The following is a 19554-nucleotide window of genomic DNA, read 5'->3' as shown; positions in this document are numbered from 1 at the left end:
AGTCTGACACCACAAGCACCCACACGAATTGCTTGATTCAGTTGTTAAAGAGCGGTGGGTTGAGCCTTTCGCCTCAACCGAGGCGCGCATTCTACGNCGCGTGTCAAACTCTTTTTTCTCACCGCTGTCGATTCAGACAAACTCGACCGACTTCCTCGCTGACCTCATCCGATAAACCCTTGTAACTCATTGAAANTTTTCGTTTCCGTCTGCGCCGGAAGTGGGGCGAATTATAGACACCTCAACGAGCGCGTCAACCGTTATTTTGAACTTTCTTCAGAAACCAGCGTAACGCGCCCAAAAACCTTCTTGCCGGCCTGGCAGACATGCGTCGAACCCAGCTTGAAGATAAAGCCGCGATCCACGACCTCTCCATCTATACGCACACCACCGGAAGCCAGCAGATCACGAGCAACTGCTGCGTTCTTTACCAGGCCCGCTTTATTAAGGACGGCCGAGATAGGCATATCTTCAGCAGCCCCTACCGATATCTCCGGCAGATCGTCAGGCAGCTCACCTTCCTTCATACGGTTACCCGCAGAGCGGTGCGCATTGGCTGCAGCTTCTTCGCCGTGAAAACGAGCGACCAGCTCTTCCGCCAGCTTGATCTTGATATCACGCGGATTGGCACCCGCCTCGCAATCAGCCTTGAAGCCCTCGATTTCTTCCATGCTGCGGAAACTCAGCAGCTCGAAGTAGCGCCACATCAAGGAGTCAGGCATCGATACCAGCTTGTTGTACATGATGCCGGGGGCTTCCTGGATGCCGACGTAGTTACCCAGCGACTTGGACATCTTCTTGACGCCATCCAACCCCTCAAGCAACGGCATGGTCAGGATGCACTGCGGCTCCTGCCCATAAGCGCGCTGAAGCTCACGCCCCATCAGCAGGTTGAATTTCTGGTCGGTACCGCCCAGCTCGATATCGGCGCGTAGCGCGACCGAGTCGTAGCCCTGAACCAGCGGATAGAGGAATTCGTGAATCGCGATCGGCTGACTGCCTTTATAGCGCTTGTCGAAATCATCACGCTCGAGCATGCGCGCGACCGTGTACTGCGAAGACAGACGAATGAAGTCGGCAGGACTGAGCTTGTCCATCCAGGTGGAGTTGAACGCCACCTCGGTTTTGGCAGGATCGAGAATCTTGAACACCTGAGCCTTATAGGTCTCGGCGTAGTCCAGAACCTGCTCACGGGTCAATGGCGGACGAGTGGCGCTCTTGCCGCTCGGGTCACCGATCATGCCGGTGAAGTCACCTATAAGGAAGATGACCTGATGACCCAGGTCCTGGAACTGGCGCAGCTTGTTAATAAGGACGGTATGACCCAGGTGCAGGTCGGGTGCCGTCGGATCGAAACCGGCCTTGATGCGTAGCGGCTGGCCGCGCTTGAGTTTGGCGACCAGTTCGGCCTCGACCAGGAGTTCATCCGCGCCGCGCTTGATCAGCGCCAGCTGCTCTTCAACCGACTTCATATCAGCCCCCAATTTAAAGGGAACCAACCATACAAGATCAGAGCCCAATTACAAGTTTTTGCCCAGCACACGCCTACGATTCCAGAAGGGATTCGTGGGGAGGGTTGCTTCGAGCAGGTTTTGGTTATATTTTATACAGTTATTTCATCTTCATCATGTCATTCATCTTTTCCATTTCACCTTTTTCAAAGTCAAAATTACCTATGATAGACACACCGCCTAAAGCGCCCCCGCTTTATCCGAAGAGTCACCTGCTCGCTGCGAGCGGCATTGCTGCCCTGCTGAGCCTGGCTCTCCTCGTTTTCCCATCCAGCGAAGTTGAAGCCAAACGAACCAATCTGGCACTCGACCTGGAAATGCCAACAGATCCGAACGCACAAGACCAAGACGCTCCGGAAGCCGCTCAAGCCACACCTGAAAACGCCGAATCGCCCTTCGCTCAGATCGACAACGGCGAAGAACAGACCGCTGAGACCGCCAGCAAGCAGCCCGACCCAGCCAAGCCGGCGCCGGAAGCAGCCAAGAACCCGAATCATCGTGAAGTCGTAGTCTCCAAGGGCGATACCCTGTCCACCCTGTTCGAAAAGGTGGGTCTTCCGGCAACGACCGTCCATGAGGTACTGGCCAGCGACAAGCAGTCCAAGGAATTCAGCAAGCTGCAGAACGGCCAGATCCTGCAGTTCGAGCTCACGCCGGACGGTCAGCTCAAGCAATTGCACACCAAGCTCAGCGAGCTCGAGACCATCAGCCTGTCCAAATCGGCCAGCGGTTTCACGTTCAGCCGCGAAGTCAGCAAGCCCAACGTTCGTAACGCGTACGTCCATGGCGTGATCAACAGCTCTCTCTCGCAATCCGCGCAGCGTGCAGGGCTGACTCACAGTATGACGATGGACATGGCCAACATCTTCGGCTACGACATCGACTTCGCCCAGGACATCCGCAAGGGTGACGAATTCGACGTGGTCTACGAGCAGAAAGTCGTGAACGGCAAGCCCGTCGGCACCGGCAATATTCTGTCTGCCCGCTTTACCAACCGCGGCAAGACCTACACTGCGGTTCGTTACACCAACAAGCAGGGCAACACCAATTACTACACCGCCGATGGCAACAGCATGCGCAAGGCGTTCATCCGAACGCCGGTGGACTTCGCCCGCATCAGCTCGATGTTCTCCATGGGTCGCCAACACCCGATCCTCAACAAGATCCGCGCCCACAAAGGCGTCGATTACGCAGCGCCACGTGGTACACCTATCAAGGCAACCGGCGATGGCAAAGTCCTTCTCGCAGGTCGTCGCGGCGGCTACGGCAATACCGTGATCATCCAGCACGGCGATACCTACCGCACGCTGTACGGCCACATGCAGGGCTTCGCCAAAGGCGTACAAACCGGCTCATCGGTGAAGCAAGGTCAGGTGATCGGCTATATTGGAACAACCGGCTTGTCGACAGGCCCGCATTTGCACTACGAATTCCAGGTCAACGGCGTACATGTCGACCCACTGGGCCAGAAACTTCCGATGGCGGATCCTATCGCCAAGTCCGAAAAGCAGCGGTTCATGCAGCAAAGCCAACCTTTGATGGCGCGCATGGATCAGGAAAAGGCCACCACGCTGGCCTCGAATAAAAGGTAATCCATGGCCTTCTTCTATATAGGTGTGATGTCCGGCAGCAGCCTCGATGGGATTGATATCGCCCTATTGGAGCAAGACGACCGACCAAGACTTCTGGCAACCCACTACATTCCCATGCCGGAAGACCTGCATGCGGAATTGCTGGGTCTCTGCTCCAGTGGCACGGATGAGCTGACGCGCGCGGCAATTGCCGAGCAGAAGTGGTGCCATCTGGTTGCCAAGGGTGTTTTGCAACTGCTGGAAGAACAAAACATGGTCGCCGGCCAGATCCGAGCAATCGGCAGCCACGGTCAGACTATCCGCCACGAGCCGGCACGCGGTTTCAGCATCCAGATCGGCAACCCTGCGTTGCTGGCCGAGCTGACCGAAATCACGGTCGTCAGTGACTTCCGCCGTCGTGACATCGCAGCAGGAGGCCAGGGCGCACCCTTGGTCCCGGCCTTCCACGAAGCGTTGTTCGATGACAACAAGGAACACCGCGCAGTACTCAACATCGGCGGGTTCAGCAACCTGAGTCTGATCGAGTCCGATCGCCCGGTGACCGGTTTCGATTGCGGCCCGGGCAATGTCTTGCTCGATGCCTGGATTCAGTCGCAGCGCAATCTGAGCTATGACAAGGATGGCGCCTGGGCCGCCAGCGGGCAGGTAGATGCGGCGTTGTTGAAGACGTTGTTGAGCGACCAGTTCTTCCTGACCAAGGGTCCGAAGAGCACTGGCCGCGAAGTGTTCAACCTCGGCTGGCTGCATCATCATCTGTTCCAGTTGCCAACCCTGGCACCGGAAAACGTCCAGGCGACATTGCTTGAACTGACCGCGCTGACCATTACCGAATCTCTGCAGTCGGCTCAGTCGAGCACGATGGAACTGCTGGTCTGCGGCGGCGGCGCTCACAACACTGCGTTGATGAATCGACTGGCCGAGCTGTTACCCGATACACGTGTCAGCAGCACCGCGAAGTTCGGCGTCGATCCTGACTGGGTTGAAGCCATGGCGTTTGCCTGGCTGGCGCATTGCTGTCTGGAAAGCGTACCGGCCAACCGTCCTACGGTGACCGGTGCCAAAGGTCTGCGAGTGCTGGGTGCTATCTACCCGGCCTGATGTCCTGGCTGATCCAAAGCGCCAGAACGAAAAACGCCGCTCAATGAGCGGCGTTTTTGTAACTGCAGCGTACGATCAGATAGAGAACGACGAACCGCAACCACAGGTCGTGGAAGCATTCGGGTTCTTGATCACGAAGCGCGAGCCTTCCAGTCCTTCCTGATAGTCCACCTCGGCACCCGCCAGGTACTGGAAGCTCATCGGATCGACCACCAGACTGACGCCTTCGCGTTCAACGATGGTGTCGTCGTCTGCAACGTCTTCATCAAATGTGAAGCCATACTGGAAGCCGGAACAACCGCCCCCCGTCACGAAGACACGTAGTTTAAGGCGATCATTGCCCTCTTCATCGACCAGGGACTTCACCTTGTGCGCTGCACCTGGGGTGAATTCCAAAGCCGTCGGAGTGAAGGATTCGACACTCATGTCAGATATCTCCCGGCGATAAGCCGTCGTAATGCGTAATGACGGGCATTATCCGCTTGTCCTAGAAAATCGGTCAACTATTTGCAGAGCAGCGGCAAATGGAGCAGGACCCCGCTTGCCGCTTGATCCCGAGTCTTACGGCATCATACCGGCGTGGGACAGGCCCAGCCGTTCGTCCAGACCAAACAGGATGTTCATGTTCTGCACCGCCTGACCCGACGCGCCTTTAACCAGGTTGTCGATGACCGAGAGCACGACGACCAGTTCACCGCCCTGCGGACGATGCACGGCGATACGGCAGACGTTTGCACCGCGCACGCTGCGTGTTTCCGGATGGCTGCCTGCAGGCATTACGTCCACGAACGGTTCATCGGCGTAGCGCTTCTCGAACAGCGCCTGCAGATCGACCGACGTGTCAGTGACTGTCGCGTAAAGCGTGGAGTGAATACCGCGGATCATCGGCACCAGGTGCGGAACGAAGGTCAGACCGACGTCACCACCGGCGGCGCGGCGAAGGCCCTGAGTGATTTCGGGCAGATGACGATGACCTTTGACGGCATAGGCCTTGAAGCTTTCGTTGGCTTCCGAGTACAAGGAACCGATGCTCAGACCACGCCCGGCGCCACTGACACCCGACTTGCAGTCGGCAATCAAACGCGTGTTATCGGCAATGCCTGCTTCCAGCAACGGCAGGAAACCCAACTGGGTTGCAGTCGGGTAGCAGCCAGGAACCGCAATCAAGCGAGCATTCTTGATTTGCTCACGATTGACTTCCGGCAGGCCGTAGACCGCATCCTGCAACAATTCCGGTGCGCCGTGAGGCTGGCCGTACCACTTCGACCACTCGACAGGGTCCTGCAGGCGGAAGTCTGCGGACAGGTCGATCACCTTGGTGCCCGCCGCGAGCAACTCGCCAGCCAGTGCATGGGCAACGCCATGAGGTGTCGCGAAGAACACCACGTCACAGGCACCCAGTGTTTGAACATCCGGAACGCTGAACGCCAGACCGTCGTAATGGCCTCGCAGGTTCGGGTACATGTCGGCGACGGGAAGACCGGCCTCCGAGCGGGAAGTAATCACCACCACTTCAGCCTGCGGATGCTGTGCCAACAGACGCAGCAGCTCGACTCCGGTGTAACCCGTGCCGCCGACGATACCGACCTTGACCATAACCTGCCCTCAACGAAACAACTGGAAAGCGGTCGATAATATGGGCCTATGGCCTCTGCGACAACCGACAACGTGACGTATGGACACTCTAGCCTCTACTATTCGGCCACCGTGAACCTGGGAATAACCAAAAATGCTCTATCTATGGATCAAAGCGCTGCACATCATCTCGATGGTCTGCTGGTTTGCAGGTCTCTTCTACCTGCCACGACTGTTCGTTTATCACTCCATGAGCGAAGACACCATCAGCCGCGACCGCTTCTGCATCATGGAGCGCAAGCTGTACAGAGGTATCATGGGCCCGGCAATGATCGCGACCCTGATCTTCGGCGGCTGGCTCATCAGCTTCAATCCAAGCGGATATTTCAGCCAGGGCTGGATGCACGTCAAGCTTACGCTGGTGGTGTTGCTGATCGGTTACCACCATGTGTGTGGCGCGCAGGTCAAACGTTTCGCCCGGGGCGAGAACGGACGCAGCCATGTGTTCTACCGCTGGTTCAATGAAATCCCGGTCCTGATTCTGCTAGCCATCGTCGTTCTGGTAATCGTCAAACCATTCTGATGCACGACTGGATGGTGCTCATTCGGGTCTCATTCAAATAACAGGCGCTCTGCCCTTTTGCAGATGCGCCTGGCTCGCTCTCACTTCAAGACAAGGAAGCCCTGTATGGCCGAAACCCACTTCAAGATCGTTTTTGAAGGACAGGTGCGTGATGGCGTAGAGCCCGAGGTTGCGAAAGCCAATCTGGCGCGTCTGTTCAAGAGCGAAACCGCGGCTGTCGAAAAACTGTTCAACGGTCAGCCTGTTGCACTCAAGCGGGGCTTGCCCCACGACGAGGCCGAACACTACATAAAGGCGCTGTATGAAGCTGGCGTCGAGGCACGGATTGAACCGGATCCGGCCATCAGTCTGACCATCAACGAGAAAGACCTGCCCGCGCCCGCCTCCCCTTATGCGCCACCTCGATCGCACGTGGGACCAGCCGAGTTCGCCGAACACTCCACGCTCAAGGTGTTCAGTATCAACGGACGGATCGGGCGTCTGCGTTACCTGGCATGGACGCTGGTGCTGAGCGCTGCCAGCCTGGCGCTGCTGTCCATCGCAATCACGATCATGAGCCAGTCACTGATCGCCGGCGGGCTGCTGATCGCGATCATTGCGATGGTATTCGTGGTCATCAGCTCAATGATGGGCGTTCAGCGGCTGCACGACATCGGCTGGTCAGGCTGGCTTCTGCTGCTCAATCTCGTGCCTTTCGTGGGCAGTGTCTTCCCCTTCGTAATGACCGCCATGCCCGGTACCAAAGGACCCAACGCATACGGGGCACCGCAGCCGCCCAACTCACGCGGCGTTAAGGTCCTGGCCGGACTATGGTTGCTGCTGATTCCGGTCATCCTCGTCAGCGGCATTTTCGGCGGGATGAACACACTCAAGGAAGAAATTGAGGTGCAGACCGACGAGTACGAGCAGTCCCTGCCTTATGACGATGAAACGCAACGCGACAACGCCCAATCCAGCCAGGCCAACCCCGAAAATGTGCCTGAAGACGAAAGCGACTCGCAATAAAACGCTCATGGCCCGGTAGACTGCCGACCGCACTACGTTCAATGGAGAACTGCATGACCCGTTACGCCCTGATCACCGGTGCATCCAGCGGCATAGGCCTGGCCATGGCCGAAGCACTGGCGCGCCGTGGTCGCAGCCTCATTCTGGTCGCTCGCCAGCGAGATCATCTGGAAACCATCGCCTTGGAGCTGACGCAGCGATTTGGCGTGGAAGTGCTGTTTCGCGCCTGCGATCTGGGCGAGCCTCTGCGGCTTTCCGGGTTTCTGCTTGAGCTGGAAGACGGCGCGCATCAGATCGATCTGCTGGTCAACGCAGCGGGTATAGGTAGCAGCGGCCCATTCCTCGCGCAGGACTGGGGCGTCGAACAGGATCTGATCGACCTGAATATTCTGGCACTGACGCGTCTGTGCCACACCGTCGGCAACCTGATGGCGATTCAGGGTGGCGGACAGATACTCAATGTCGCGTCGGTGGCTGCATTCCAGCCAGGCCCATGGATGAGCACGTATTATGCAAGCAAGGCTTATGTCCTGCATTTTTCCGAAGGTTTGCGCGAAGAAGTGAAGAAAACCGGGGTCAAGGTATCGGTGCTCTGCCCCGGTCCGACCCGGACGGCTTTTTTCCACACCGCTCAGCTCAAGGTCAATATCGACAAGATGATGAGCCCCGAAGAAGTTGCGCTGTACACCGTACGCGCGCTAGCGAAAAACCGCGCCGTCATCATACCGGGCTGGCGCAACAGGCTCTGGACGTTCAGCCCGCGACTGGTTTCACGCTGGCTGGCCAGACAGATCAGCGGTTACATTAACAAGTCCTGCTGCCCGCGCTGACCCACAAAATGGCTGGGCGAGCCCTGCCTCGCTCAGTACACTCGACCGCTGTGATACCCCGCACGCACCATCAACCGATAAGGAGCATACGGCTGTGGATACTTTGTTCACCAAGATCATCAATCGGGAAATTCCGGCGAAGATCATCTACGAAGATGATCAGGTGCTGGCGTTCCACGATATCGCCCCTCAGGCCCCGGTACACTTTCTGGTCATTCCCAAGAAGCCGATCCGTACGCTGAACGATCTGACCGAAGAAGATAAGGGTCTGGCAGGACACATCCTGTTCACGGCGCAGCGTCTGGCACTTGAGCTGGGCTGCGAAGAAGGCTTTCGCGTGGTCATGAACTGTAACGAGCTGGGTGGACAGACCGTTTATCACATTCACATGCACGTACTGGGTCAACGCCAGATGAACTGGCCGCCGGGCTGAGTCAGCCTTCCGGCCCCATACGCCCTTCCAGCTTCCGGCATCGAGAAGCTGGCAAGGCGGTACCCTGCTCCGCTGATTCGGTTAAACTCCTTCTCAGGATCTATCCGGAGGTGCCCATGGCTACCGAACGTCACTACTCCCCCATTGACCGCCTGCTGCTGCAGGCCGACAGCGCGATGCGCACGCTGCTACCGTCAAGCGGCCACTCCCGTCGGCCGTCACCTGCCGTTGTGCAGACTGATCACAAAATGAGCGATGTCGACTCGCGTCACGTCGCGGGTCTGATGCGCATCAACCATACAGGTGAAGTCTGCGCCCAGGCGCTGTATCAGGGTCAGGCGCTGACCGCCAAGCTGCCCAAGGTGCGCAAGGCCATGGAGCATGCAGCCGAAGAAGAAATCGACCATCTGGTCTGGTGCGAACAACGCATCCATCAACTGGGCAGTCACACCAGCGTGCTCAACCCGCTGTTCTACGGTCTGTCATTCGGAATGGGAGCGGCGGCCGGTATCATCAGCGACAGGGTGAGCCTGGGTTTTGTTGCCGCGACTGAAGATCAGGTCTGCAAGCACCTGAGCGAACATCTTGAACAACTGCCCGTCGAGGACAACAAGTCCCGGGCGATTCTCGAACAGATGCTCAGTGACGAGGAGCATCACGCAGAATCGGCACTGGAAGCGGGCGGTTTTCGCTTTCCGGCACCGGTCAAGTTCGGCATGAGTATCCTGGCCAAAGTCATGACCAAGAGCACGTACCGCATCTGACAAAACCGCATGAACAAAAAAGGCGCCCTCGAGAAGCGCCTTTTTTGCTTACGGCCGCTGGCCGATCCGAGTCTGGACTCAGACCGCTACGTTACGACCGTAGAAGATTTCCAGCATCTCGTGCTTGACCTTCGCGGTCACCTGCTCACGCTGCTCGGTGGACAGGTTGCTGGTCGCATCGCCGAACAGGTAGTTATCCAGTTCGAACTCCTTGAGCAGCATCTTGGTGTGGAACAGGTTTTCCTGATACACGTTCACGTCGGTCATCTGGTAACCGTTGCGGGTGTCTTCGGACAGGTAGTTCTGGATCGAGTTGATCTCGTGGTCGATGAAGTGCTTCTTGCCTTCCACGTCACGGGTAAAGCCGCGCACACGATAATCGACCGTCACGATATCCGATTCGAACTTGTGAATCAGATAGTTCAGGGCCTTGAGCGGTGAAATGACGCCACAGGTCGACACATCTATGTCCACGCGGAACGTGGCGATGCCGTCTACCGGGTGAATCTCCGGGTAGGTGTGAACCGTGATGTGGCTCTTGTCCAGGTGGGCCAGAATGGTTTCCGGCAATGGACCTGGCGACTCTTCGATCTGGCTTTCGGTAGGCGTCACCGGCTGCTCGGAGATCAGAATGGTCACACTGGCGCCCTGAGGATCGTAATCCTGACGCGCAATGTTCAGGATGTTGGCACCAATGATATCGACAACATCGGTCAGAATCCGCGTCAGGCGTTCTGCGTCATACACACTGTTGATGTATTCGACATAAGCCTGCTGGTCTTGCGGAGTTTCCGCATAGCAGATGTCATAAATGTTGAAGCTCAAGGTCTTGGTCAGGTTATTGAACCCGTGGAGCTTGAGTTTGCTTTTCACCGTTAAAAACTCTCTATATGTGTGCGGCGCCGGCCGCGTGATCAAGCATGCCCGTCAGATGAGTCCGGCTCAGCTGCGTAGGACGGTTAACACCTCTTCGCGTTGGCGATTTTGGTTGTCTGTTCGGGCGCGACAGCAGATAACCAATGCACGCTGCGCCCTGAAAAAGTGGCGCATTATGCAGACGTCCGAAGCCGTCTGCCAGAGTGTGCGCCGTTTTTATGATCGTTGGATGTCTGGAGGTCAGCCCAGTTCGACTATTTCATAATCGTGGGTGATCTTCACACCCGCATTGCCGAGCATGATCGAGGCAGAGCAATACTTTTCTGCGGACAGCTCGATGGCGCGTTTGACTTGGGCTTCTTTAAGCCCGCGACCTTTGACGACAAAGTGCAGATGGATCTTGGTGAAGACTTTCGGATCCTCGTCTGCACGCCCTGCCTCGAGGAAAGCTTCACAGCTCTCGACCGGCTGGCGGGACTTCTTGAGGATGCTCACGACGTCGTAATTGCTGCAACCGCCCAGACCGATCAGCACCATCTCCATAGGACGAACGCCCAGATTGCGACCGCCACTTTCGGGCGGGCCATCCATGACCACCACGTGACCGCTGCCGGACTCACCGAGGAACATGGCTTCACCAGCCCATTGAATGCGTGCCTTCATCGCCAAGACTCCAGTGCTAAAAAAGGGGCGTCAGCTTAGCACAGGGCCACCCCGCCCCCTGATCACATGATGAAAAATGCCTTTTGCAGCCAATGTGTAGGAATATTCGGAGATTGGGCCCGCCGCTCGTCGAAAAGCTGGCGAGAATGCAGGTGCAGCCGATACCTACAGGTATGCCATTTGGCGCAGGTCCTCATTTCGGAATTCACGCATGGCCGCACTCACACTTGCATCTAAAACAAAGAATCTGGAAAAGCTTCTTCCACACGCACAACGCCGTCGCTACACCGCCAAGAGCAACATCATCAACGCCGGTGACAGCTCCGACTCGCTGTTTCTCATCATCAAGGGATCGGTCACGATCCTGATCGAAGACGACGAAGGCCGCGAGATGATCATCGCCTACCTCAACAGCGGCGACTTCTTCGGCGAGCTGGGTCTTTTCGAACAGGCAGGGCAGACGTCAGTGCGCAGCGCCTGGGTAAGGGCAAAGACTGAGTGCGAAGTGGCCGAGATTGCCTACGACAAGTTTCGTGAACTGACGCAGCAGGAGCCGGAGATTCTCTACGCGCTGGGCAGCCAGATGGCGGATCGTCTGCGCAACACCACGCGCAAGGTGGGGGATCTCGCATTCCTGGACGTCACCGGACGTGTGGCTCGTACCCTGCTGGACCTGTGCAAGCAACCCGATGCCATGACCCACCCCGACGGTATGCAGATCAAGATCACCCGTCAGGAGATCGGTCGCATCGTGGGCTGTTCACGGGAAATGGTGGGGCGAGTGCTCAAGGCGCTCGAAGAGCAGAGCCTGATCGACGTCAAAGGCAAGACCATGGTGGTGTACGGCACACGCTGACATGCGAACGGGTCAGATGCCCGCAAGCAGTTGCCGATAGGCATTCAGCAGCCCGGACACCTCTGCCTCGGGAAACGCTTCATGCAACGCGATGTGGCTTTCGGCCCGAACGCGCGCATCAAGTTCGCAGATCACGTTGAAGCGATTGACGGCGGCGACCATCTGCACCCTTTCATCGTCCAGCAACAAGGCGGCGTGAGCCAGCACAACAGGTCGCGCGCCGCCTTGGCTCTGACGCCAGCGCTGGGCCGTGCCGACCATCTTGCGACCGTCGAGGTTGACGTTGAAACGACCGTCGCAGAACGCCCCCTCCACTTCACCCAGCGAAGCCTCGCCACCCAGCTCATTCAACATGTCGAGAATGGGCTGACACAGACGGCGATACGCTGTCTCGATACGGTCCCGATCAAGGTCAGTCGATGGCTGTGCATAGACCAGAGCGATGTTCACCGTAGCGGACGACTGCGGCACCGGCTCGCCGCCGGTTTCCCGCAGCAGGATCGGCCATCCGTTATCCGCCAGGGTTTCACTCGCTTCGACGAAGCCAGGAAGCCGGCTCAAGCGACGCGGCATCACCAGCGCCTGATCATTGGGGCGCCAGAACAGCACCCCATGCTCTGCCTCGCCCGCACACACAGCAGCCAGAAGATCCTGCTCGGCCTGCAGTCCTTTTTCGACACAGATGTCGATGATCGAGTCTGACATACGAACGCTCTGGCTCCTGTACGTGTGGAACAGTCAGTCGAGTGTCGAGCCGCTCACCGATGCACCGCGCTCGGGGAAGAACAGGCGCTGCAGTTCCGTACCTGGATGTTCAGCACGCATGAACGCCTCACCGACCAGAAACGCATACACGTCACTGATTTCCATCAATTCGACATCGGCACGGTTGAGAATGCCGCTCTCGGTGATGACCAGACGGTCGCGAGGAACACGCGGCAGCAAGTCCAGCGTGGTTTCCAGACTGACGTTGAACGTGTGCAGGTTACGGTTGTTGATGCCGACCAGTGGGGTGTCGAGTGTCTTGAGTGCGCGATCCAGTTCGTCGCCGTCATGCACTTCGACCAGCACATCCAGCCCCACGTTTTTCGCGACGGCGGCCAGTTCGGCCATCTGCACGTCGTCCAGCGCCGACACGATGAGCAGAACACAGTCCGCGCCCAAGGCACGGGCTTCGACGATCTGATACGGATCGATCATGAAATCCTTGCGGATCACAGGCAGGTTGCACGCCGCCCGGGCATCTTTCAGGTATTGATCCGAACCCTGAAAGAAGTCGATGTCAGTCAGCACTGACAGGCAGGTTGCGCCACCGGTCTGGTAGCTTTTGGCGATCTCGGCAGGCTGGAAGTTTTCCCGGATCACGCCTTTGCTGGGCGATGCCTTCTTGATTTCAGCAATGACCGCAGGCTGTTTCTTTCTGGCCTGTTCGATCAACGCCTTGGCAAAGCCACGCGCAGGATCGGCTGCGGCAGCTTGTTGCTCAAGCTCGGCCAGGCTGACGACAGCGCGGCGGGCTGCGATTTCCTCGGCCTTACGGGCGAGGATCTTTTCAAGTACGGTTGGTACGCTCATTCTTCGTTCTCCTGCTTGAACACTGCCGTAAAGGCGCCCAACTCTTCCAGTTTTTCCCGGGCAAGGCCGGTATGAAGCGCGTCATGCGCCAGTGCTACGCCCTCCTTGAGGCTCGTGGCGTGGTCTGCAGCATAAAGTGCAGCCCCTGCATTGAGCACAACCATTTCGGCCGCTTTCTGACCGTTCTCGGTCTTGCGACGACCCAGAGCATCACGGATCAGCTCAAGCGAGGCCGCCGGGCTTTCCACCGCCAGGCCATACAGGCTCTGACTCTTGATGCCCAGGTCTTCAGGCTGCACCCAGTATTCGGTCACTTCGCCATTCTTGAGTTCCGCGACGAACGTCGGTGCGGCCAGGCTGAATTCGTCCAGCCCGTCCTGCGAGTGCACCACCAGCACATGCTTGCTGCCCAGACGCAGCAACACTTCGGCCAGCGGGCGGCACAACGCCTGATTGAACACGCCGACCACCTGATGGCGTACGCCGGCCGGATTCGTAAGCGGGCCGAGCATATTGAACAGGGTGCGCAGGCTCAGGTCGCGACGCGGGCCTGCCGCGTGCTTCATCGCGCTGTGATGAGACTGGGCGAACATGAAACCGATGCCGACACTGTCGATGCAACGCGCGACCTGGACCGGCGTCAGGTTCAGGTAAACGCCTGCGGCTTCCAGCAGATCGGCACTGCCGCTCTTGCCCGAAACCGCGCGGTTGCCGTGCTTGGCCACGGTGCAACCCGCTGCTGCAATCACGAAAGCGGATGCGGTCGAAACGTTGAAAATGTTGGCGCCGTCGCCGCCGGTGCCGACGATATCGACCACGCCTTCCAGAGTCTTCAGCTCGACGTGATCGGCCAGCTCACGCATGACCGACACCGCACCGACGATCTCATCGATGGTTTCGCTTTTCATGCGCATGCCCATCAGGAAAGCACCGACCTGTGCTTCAGTGCACTGGCCAGTCATGATCTCGCGCATGACATCGCGCATCTCGTCCGTGGTCAGATCCAGCTGGTTGACCACGCGGTTCAGCGCGCTTTTGATATTCATGGGGGTATTCATAAAAAGTCCTTAACCCTGACGACTGCCGCCGCGCTGCTTGAGGAAGTTGGCGAACAGCTCATGGCCCTGCTCGGTCAGGATCGACTCGGGGTGAAACTGTACCCCTTCGACGTTCAGTGTCTTGTGACGCAGGCCCATGATCTCGTCAACCGAGCCGTCGTCATGTGCTGTCCATGCAGTCACTTCCAGAGCGTCAGGCAGTGTATCCAGCTTGACCACCAGCGAGTGATAACGCGTGACGACCAGCGGATGGTTCAACCCTTCGAACACGCCCTGGTCTTCATGGATCACCGGACTGGTCTTGCCGTGCATGACCTGACGCGCACGGACCACGTCACCGCCAAATGCCTGACCAATGGACTGATGCCCGAGGCAGACACCCAGAATCGGCAGTTTGCCCGCGAAGTGATTGATCACTTCCAGCGAGACGCCAGCTTCATTGGGAGTGCAAGGACCGGGCGAAACAACGATGCGCTCGGGGTTCAGGGCTTCGATCTGCGCGATGGTCAGCTCGTCATTGCGGATGACCTTCACGTCGGCGCCCAGTTCGCCCAGGTACTGCACGACGTTGTAGGTGAAGGAATCATAGTTATCGATCATCAGCAGCATTTTGCTATTAACCTTTTGAATTTACTGACTTCGTTTACGCCTTCAGATCGCGATTCGCTCAAGCTTCCGCCTTTTCAGCCACATCGAATGAGGTGACAGTGGCGGGAGAACATGACGAATTGAAGACATACAGGTGCGGGTCCGGCAGGGCCGGCAAGGAAATAGTCAGGCGCGCCAACGCCAGCGGGCGTGAGCCTTGATAACGCGCATCAAGAGTTTGCTGACAATCGTCACGGAAGGGGTCTCATCGGTACGTTTCGGGACATTAGCGTACCGATGAGAGCGGTGCAATATGAATGTATCGAGCGAGGTGATCGATAACGTCGATGGGCGAGCCTGGAAAAGGCTGCAAGAAGGCAGCGCCTCCGTGTGGAGGCGGGAAAGAGGCAGGTCGTTCAGAACGCGATCTCACGCACGTAGGCCTGGCAGGCCTTTAGCGCGATCAGTCCCTGGTCGCCGTCGCCGGTGATGGCGACAATTCGTTGAGCAGCCGTTGGGTCAAGTTCGGCTCGCGTGCCTCCATGAACCACGCGGCCGGAGTCGGTGGAGGCTGACACTCCAGCACCACCGCTCGGGGTGGCGAGGAGGACTGACAACCGCAGATCAGCAGTGGCCAGGCGATCACGCAGGCGGACCTGAGAAGTCTGTGCATCACTCAATTCCTTGTGAAGGGTTGTGTCGCTGTTTTGCAGACGGACTTCCAGCGCCCGTCGCCTGGCCTGCTCAGCGGTTTGCCAGTCGCTGACTGCCCTGGACGCCAGTTCGCGCTCTTGCAAACAGGCCATCGCTTGTTCGGACAGTTGCCGCTCGTAGCGCGTGGCCTGCCACTCCCAGGCAAGCCAGCCACCGAGGCCTGAACCGACCACGACCGCCAACAACACGAAGCGCAGATCCAGACCATTCACGGCAGTATCTCCAGGGCGCGTTGATAGAGCACCTGTCGATCGGCCAGACCATTGGTGCCGCCATTGATACGCCGGGTGATCATCAGGAAATCGCCCTTGTCCGCCAGCGCGTTCAGGTTGGCGCGATCCCAGAACCATGCCGCCGACATCGCGGCATGGTCGGGCCTTTCAAGCAGCTCGGGCTGGCGCAACAGATCCAGACCCAGCGCCTCCCCGCACGCTTCATAGTTGGCCCGCCCCGTGACCTGAATCAGCCCACGACCACGGTAAAGCTGGCCATCGCCGTCTGCGTCGGGCGTGTTGCCCAGACGCAGCGCCAACTGACCCGTGTCGTACTTCGCCAGGTAACTGTCGTTGCCCAGTTCACGCACGTACCGCAACTGGCCGGACTCATGACCGATCTGCGCGATGAATGCCGCCAAGCGCAGCCGTGTGTCGATGCAGTAGCGAGTCATCGCGATGTTGAGAGCAGGAACGAAAACGCCGGCTTTAAGGCCGGCGTTGGGGAGGATGTTTAGCAATTGTTGCTGGTTGACAGGCATGGGTCCTCCTAGGGCAGACGGGCTCAAACAAACGGCGTTGCTGGCGCAACAGGCCATTCGAACGACACGGGAAAGCCAGGCAGCGCATCGAGTTGGGCGAGCTGCAAGCGGTAAAGCCAGTACGCATCACGCTCGGCCTGTAGCGCAGGCAGGGATTTGAGTTGAGCCTCGATGGTGCTTTGCAACGTGCTCAGCGTGTGGTTCAACGCCTCGATTTTCGCAGTAGCCATGGCCGCATAGCGGTCACGCTGAACTCGACCGTCTACGGTGACGACAGGCTCAAGCGGTTCAAGCGGCTCAAGGACCGGGCCAAACTCGCTGAAGATTGCACGATCAAACAGCTTTCTGGCTTGCGGCCTCGGGTCGTTGAAGGAGACGGTGACCGCCTCTTCACCACGGGTATCTTTGGTGTTCTCGAAAACCACCAAAAGAACAATGGCGTTATGGGACTGATCGGCCCAGCGAGGGTTGCGAATGCTCGACATCACCCAGGGCAGCTCATCATCGCTCACACCTGTCGGCGGCGTTGGTACTTCAGGCGGTTTTACGTACACGAACGGCGACGCAGGCGGAACCGGCCATACGAAAGACATCGGGAACCCCGGGATGTCTTCGAGGTGGGCGAGGTCTGCCCGGTAAGCCATGTAGGCATCAAGCTCGGCCTGCAGCGCAGGCAGGGATTCAATCTGAGCCTGGGTTGCCGTTCCCGATGCGACAGCGTTCTGCAGGACAGACAGGTCGTTGGTCAGTGCATCGATTTTGCGGCTCGCGTCGGCCGAGTAGTTGCCACGCTGCATCATGACGGCGATCCGCACCATCTGCTCGGTGGGCTCGGCAATGACTCCAAACTCACCCGCGACGGCGCGATTGAACAGCGCGACAACTTGCGGATCCTGGTCATTCGCAGAGATGGATATCCCCTCCTCACGACCGGAATCCTTGTTTTCTTCAAAAATCACCCACAGGTTCAGGGTGGTGTGGGCTTGATCGGCCCAGCCAGGGTTGCGGGCGCTGGATACTGTTTTCATGTGAATACCTTTTAATCATTATTCAGAGCAAAAAAACGCCGACTTGAAGGCCGACGCTGGGGGAAGGGGCTAGGGAAGTTGTTACCAAGACGCATGCCCCGTTCACTTACGGGGCACTTCGGCGCTGCTGATGCTTTAATCAGACACGGCTTCTTCGACCGGCTGCACATACACAAACGGCTTTGCCGGAGCCACAGGCCAATCGACCTTCGCTGGATAACCTTCCAACGTTTCAAGCTGGGCAAGTTGCACGCGATAAAGACGGAACGCATTGAGCTCGGCCTGTATCGCAGGCAAGGAGTTCACTTGCGATTCAGTCTCCATCTTCAACGCCGTGGCGTCTTGCAGCGTATCCAGCTCAGCAACCAGCTCGTTGATTCTGGCAGTGGCTGTTGCTGAAAAGGCTTCCCGCTGGAGCGTAACCAGCGTTAATACCGTTTGCTCGGTGGGCTCCAGTACCTCGCCAAACTCACCGGCGACAGCACGGTTGAACAGGTCGACGCCGTGAGGCTCGGAATCTTTGGGAGACGCAGCAAAAGGCACCTCACCATAGATATCTTTCATTTCTTCAAATAACACCCACATCTCAATGGAGGTGTGTGCCAGATCGGACCAGCGAGGGTCGCGAGCGCTTAATACTGTGTGCATATAAATACCCTTAACTGGCTCTTTGAAAGAGAGTGCGTTCGCCGCTGGAGAAAGCGCCATGCGCGCGCCAAGTGCCAATACCAATGGTTCCTGAGTTATTGGTACCGCCATCACTGCCACTCGTGGAGCTGTAAATCAGGTTGTTGCCTGCTACCAGCCCGCCCTGATTGATAGGACCTATAGAATTGATGACGCGCGCGAAGGCATAAGAGCCGACCTCGCTTAGCCCTAGCGCTGCAATTCTTGCCGCCAGACCTTGCTCACTGACCAGGTTATAGACCTGTCCATCAGAGGAACGACGCATGTAGGGGTAGAGTGGGTTGTTACTGGCAAACCCCAGGATATTGATCGAATCCGCAAGGGGGCGCTGCATGTCACGAAGATCAACCTCAGCCTTGGTGTAAGCGTTGGTGATGCCATACGCTTCCAGTGTGGTGCCCCGGTTGGCCTTGTCATCAGGATTAAAATTTCTGGAGTACCAGAGATTGCCCAGATCCGTAGAGTCGACTGCGGCCTTCAGGCTTGATCCGGACCATCCAATCTTGATCGGATTGGCCAACTGCCCGACACCCCCGCCCTGCTGAACCGGCGTAAAACCCAGTCTCGACTGCAAGTAATAAACACCATTATCCGACTCGCGCCGCATGTAAGGGGCATCGGGTTGATTATTGGCCATACCCACATGGGTAATCGAATCACGGAGAGGTCTTGCAGCATCACGCAGATCGACCTCGGCCTTAGTGAAAGCATCCGTAACACCATACCCGGCAAGCGTCGTAGGACTACTCCCCTCCTCAACCTGCCCATACCGATTGACCTTCACCCGGCTATAACTACCCGCCGCCACGCCACTTCGCCCCAGCGCTCGCTCGAAGACCAAACCTGTGGTGCCCAAAACCGGAGCCGTTGTGTTGGTCAATTGCCAGACCGTACCGCCGTTCCTCGTACCTGCCTGCACCGGCACAAGATGACCGGGGGTGCACTCGGTGCTTTCATTGGCGTCCTGCGCACGGGTCCAGGCGTCTGCTGCTGCCAAATAGATCCAGTTCTGCGCCGGGTTGTCCTGGTTCTTGACCAGTACCCGGTCGCCTGCAACCAGCGTGACGTCGTCGATGGTCTGCAAGCCGCTGAGGCCGATCGCCATGGTCGTGGCGCAGCGCACGGACTTTTTGTAGTCCGAGGCGGCAAGGCCGAGGATGGCCCTGTGCAGTTGCGTGACATCCGCTTCGCTGGGCACCAGACCGGCCCCCAGAATCACGTTCAGAATCTCCTGCGTCACCGAGTTGCCCCACTGCGCCGGAATCAGCGAGCCGGGGGTGCCGGTCGCCGGGTTTTCATCTACAAACTTGCCGCTGACCAGGCCTACGCCTGGCACACTCTTGGGATAATCCATAGGTTGTTCC

The 19554-nt window shown here is 58.0% G+C and carries 22 protein-coding genes; 8 read left to right on the top strand and 14 right to left on the bottom strand.

All coding sequences use genetic code 11. From position 1 onward, the window contains the following. Positions 1-260: 260 nt before the first annotated feature. Positions 261-1472, bottom strand: coding sequence for a tyrosine--tRNA ligase (gene tyrS, locus AO065_RS26370; protein ID WP_004885460.1), 1212 nt, complete (start codon positions 1470-1472; stop codon positions 261-263). A gap of 203 nt (positions 1473-1675) precedes the next feature. Between tyrS and AO065_RS26365 the strand changes: the two genes are divergently transcribed. Then, on the top strand, positions 1676-3103 hold the full coding sequence (locus AO065_RS26365; protein WP_004885458.1) for a peptidoglycan DD-metalloendopeptidase family protein: 1428 nt from the start codon (positions 1676-1678) through the stop codon (positions 3101-3103). Positions 3104-3106: 3 nt separating this feature from the next. Beyond that, positions 3107-4201, top strand: a complete 1095-nt coding sequence (locus tag AO065_RS26360) for an anhydro-N-acetylmuramic acid kinase (RefSeq protein WP_025995994.1) — start codon at positions 3107-3109, stop codon at positions 4199-4201. A 75-nt stretch (positions 4202-4276) separates the two neighbouring features. Here the strand turns inward: AO065_RS26360 and erpA are convergent, their stop codons facing one another. Both erpA and argC read right to left on the bottom strand, forming a co-directional pair. Further along, complete coding sequence (erpA, locus tag AO065_RS26355) at positions 4277-4627, bottom strand: iron-sulfur cluster insertion protein ErpA (protein WP_004885454.1); 351 nt, start codon at positions 4625-4627, stop codon at positions 4277-4279. A gap of 135 nt (positions 4628-4762) precedes the next feature. Continuing rightward, a complete protein-coding gene (gene argC / locus AO065_RS26350) occupies positions 4763-5797 on the bottom strand; it encodes an N-acetyl-gamma-glutamyl-phosphate reductase (protein WP_004885452.1) in 1035 nt (344 codons plus the stop codon). A gap of 133 nt (positions 5798-5930) precedes the next feature. Here argC and hemJ point away from each other — a divergent pair, with 133 nt between their 5' ends. The 5 genes from hemJ (at position 5931) to coq7 (ending at position 9391) form a co-directional block, all read left to right on the top strand. Beyond that, on the top strand, positions 5931-6359 hold the full coding sequence (hemJ, locus tag AO065_RS26345; protein ID WP_004885450.1) for a protoporphyrinogen oxidase HemJ: 429 nt from the start codon (positions 5931-5933) through the stop codon (positions 6357-6359). Positions 6360-6464: 105 nt separating this feature from the next. Next, on the top strand, positions 6465-7364 hold the full coding sequence (locus tag AO065_RS26340; RefSeq protein WP_004885448.1) for a DUF805 domain-containing protein: 900 nt from the start codon (positions 6465-6467) through the stop codon (positions 7362-7364). 53 nt (positions 7365-7417) lie between these two features. Beyond that, positions 7418-8194: an SDR family NAD(P)-dependent oxidoreductase gene (locus AO065_RS26335; RefSeq protein WP_004885445.1), complete on the top strand. Its 777-nt coding sequence runs from the start codon at positions 7418-7420 to the stop codon at positions 8192-8194. Between the two features lie 94 nt (positions 8195-8288). After that, a complete protein-coding gene (locus AO065_RS26330; protein ID WP_003316306.1) occupies positions 8289-8627 on the top strand; it encodes a histidine triad nucleotide-binding protein in 339 nt (112 codons plus the stop codon). A 116-nt stretch (positions 8628-8743) separates the two neighbouring features. After that, positions 8744-9391: a 2-polyprenyl-3-methyl-6-methoxy-1,4-benzoquinone monooxygenase gene (gene coq7 / locus AO065_RS26325; protein WP_004885443.1), complete on the top strand. Its 648-nt coding sequence runs from the start codon at positions 8744-8746 to the stop codon at positions 9389-9391. 78 nt (positions 9392-9469) lie between these two features. On the opposite strand, the gene speD is transcribed toward coq7, so the two are convergent. Together speD and AO065_RS26315 are read right to left on the bottom strand one after the other, a co-directional pair. Further along, a complete protein-coding gene (gene speD / locus AO065_RS26320) occupies positions 9470-10264 on the bottom strand; it encodes an adenosylmethionine decarboxylase (RefSeq protein ID WP_004885441.1) in 795 nt (264 codons plus the stop codon). Between the two features lie 243 nt (positions 10265-10507). Continuing rightward, positions 10508-10930: an OsmC family protein gene (locus AO065_RS26315; protein ID WP_004885438.1), complete on the bottom strand. Its 423-nt coding sequence runs from the start codon at positions 10928-10930 to the stop codon at positions 10508-10510. Between the two features lie 211 nt (positions 10931-11141). Between AO065_RS26315 and crp the strand changes: the two genes are divergently transcribed. Further along, a complete protein-coding gene (gene crp, locus AO065_RS26310) occupies positions 11142-11786 on the top strand; it encodes a cAMP-activated global transcriptional regulator CRP (RefSeq protein ID WP_004885436.1) in 645 nt (214 codons plus the stop codon). Positions 11787-11798: 12 nt separating this feature from the next. On the opposite strand, the gene AO065_RS26305 is transcribed toward crp, so the two are convergent. The 9 genes from AO065_RS26305 to AO065_RS26265 all read right to left on the bottom strand — a co-directional run bounded on the left by AO065_RS26305 (position 11799) and on the right by AO065_RS26265 (position 19544). Continuing rightward, complete coding sequence (locus AO065_RS26305; RefSeq protein ID WP_004885435.1) at positions 11799-12491, bottom strand: lipoate--protein ligase family protein; 693 nt, start codon at positions 12489-12491, stop codon at positions 11799-11801. A gap of 33 nt (positions 12492-12524) precedes the next feature. Continuing rightward, positions 12525-13361 carry an indole-3-glycerol phosphate synthase TrpC gene (trpC, locus tag AO065_RS26300; protein ID WP_004885432.1) on the bottom strand — a complete coding sequence of 279 codons (837 nt, stop codon included), beginning with the start codon at positions 13359-13361 and terminating at the stop codon, positions 12525-12527. Further along, a complete protein-coding gene (gene trpD / locus AO065_RS26295; RefSeq protein ID WP_004885430.1) occupies positions 13358-14407 on the bottom strand; it encodes an anthranilate phosphoribosyltransferase in 1050 nt (349 codons plus the stop codon). The genes trpC and trpD overlap by 4 nt, the downstream gene beginning before the upstream one ends. Before the next feature lie 21 nt (positions 14408-14428). After that, positions 14429-15028 carry an aminodeoxychorismate/anthranilate synthase component II gene (locus tag AO065_RS26290; RefSeq protein ID WP_004885428.1) on the bottom strand — a complete coding sequence of 200 codons (600 nt, stop codon included), beginning with the start codon at positions 15026-15028 and terminating at the stop codon, positions 14429-14431. Between the two features lie 395 nt (positions 15029-15423). Then, entirely contained in the window at positions 15424-15933 is a 510-nt protein-coding gene (locus tag AO065_RS26285) for a lysis system spanin subunit (RefSeq protein WP_004885426.1), read from the bottom strand. Further along, positions 15930-16475 (bottom strand): glycoside hydrolase family 19 protein, encoded by a 546-nt coding sequence (locus AO065_RS26280; protein ID WP_004885425.1) that lies wholly within the window; start codon positions 16473-16475, stop codon positions 15930-15932. The genes AO065_RS26285 and AO065_RS26280 overlap by 4 nt, the downstream gene beginning before the upstream one ends. Before the next feature lie 23 nt (positions 16476-16498). Then, a complete protein-coding gene (locus AO065_RS27555; RefSeq protein WP_004885421.1) occupies positions 16499-17503 on the bottom strand; it encodes a hypothetical protein in 1005 nt (334 codons plus the stop codon). A 135-nt stretch (positions 17504-17638) separates the two neighbouring features. Next, positions 17639-18151 carry a tail fiber assembly protein gene (locus AO065_RS26270; RefSeq protein WP_004885419.1) on the bottom strand — a complete coding sequence of 171 codons (513 nt, stop codon included), beginning with the start codon at positions 18149-18151 and terminating at the stop codon, positions 17639-17641. A gap of 10 nt (positions 18152-18161) precedes the next feature. After that, a complete protein-coding gene (locus AO065_RS26265) occupies positions 18162-19544 on the bottom strand; it encodes a hypothetical protein (RefSeq protein ID WP_004885417.1) in 1383 nt (460 codons plus the stop codon). Positions 19545-19554 lie beyond the last annotated feature (10 nt).

It is taken from the genome of Pseudomonas viridiflava (genome assembly GCF_001642795.1).
In the GTDB taxonomy this organism is placed as follows: Bacteria; Pseudomonadota; Gammaproteobacteria; order Pseudomonadales; family Pseudomonadaceae; genus Aquipseudomonas; species Aquipseudomonas viridiflava.
Note: the sequence above shows the minus strand (reverse complement) of the source record. Positions and strands in the feature narration are given on the sequence as shown.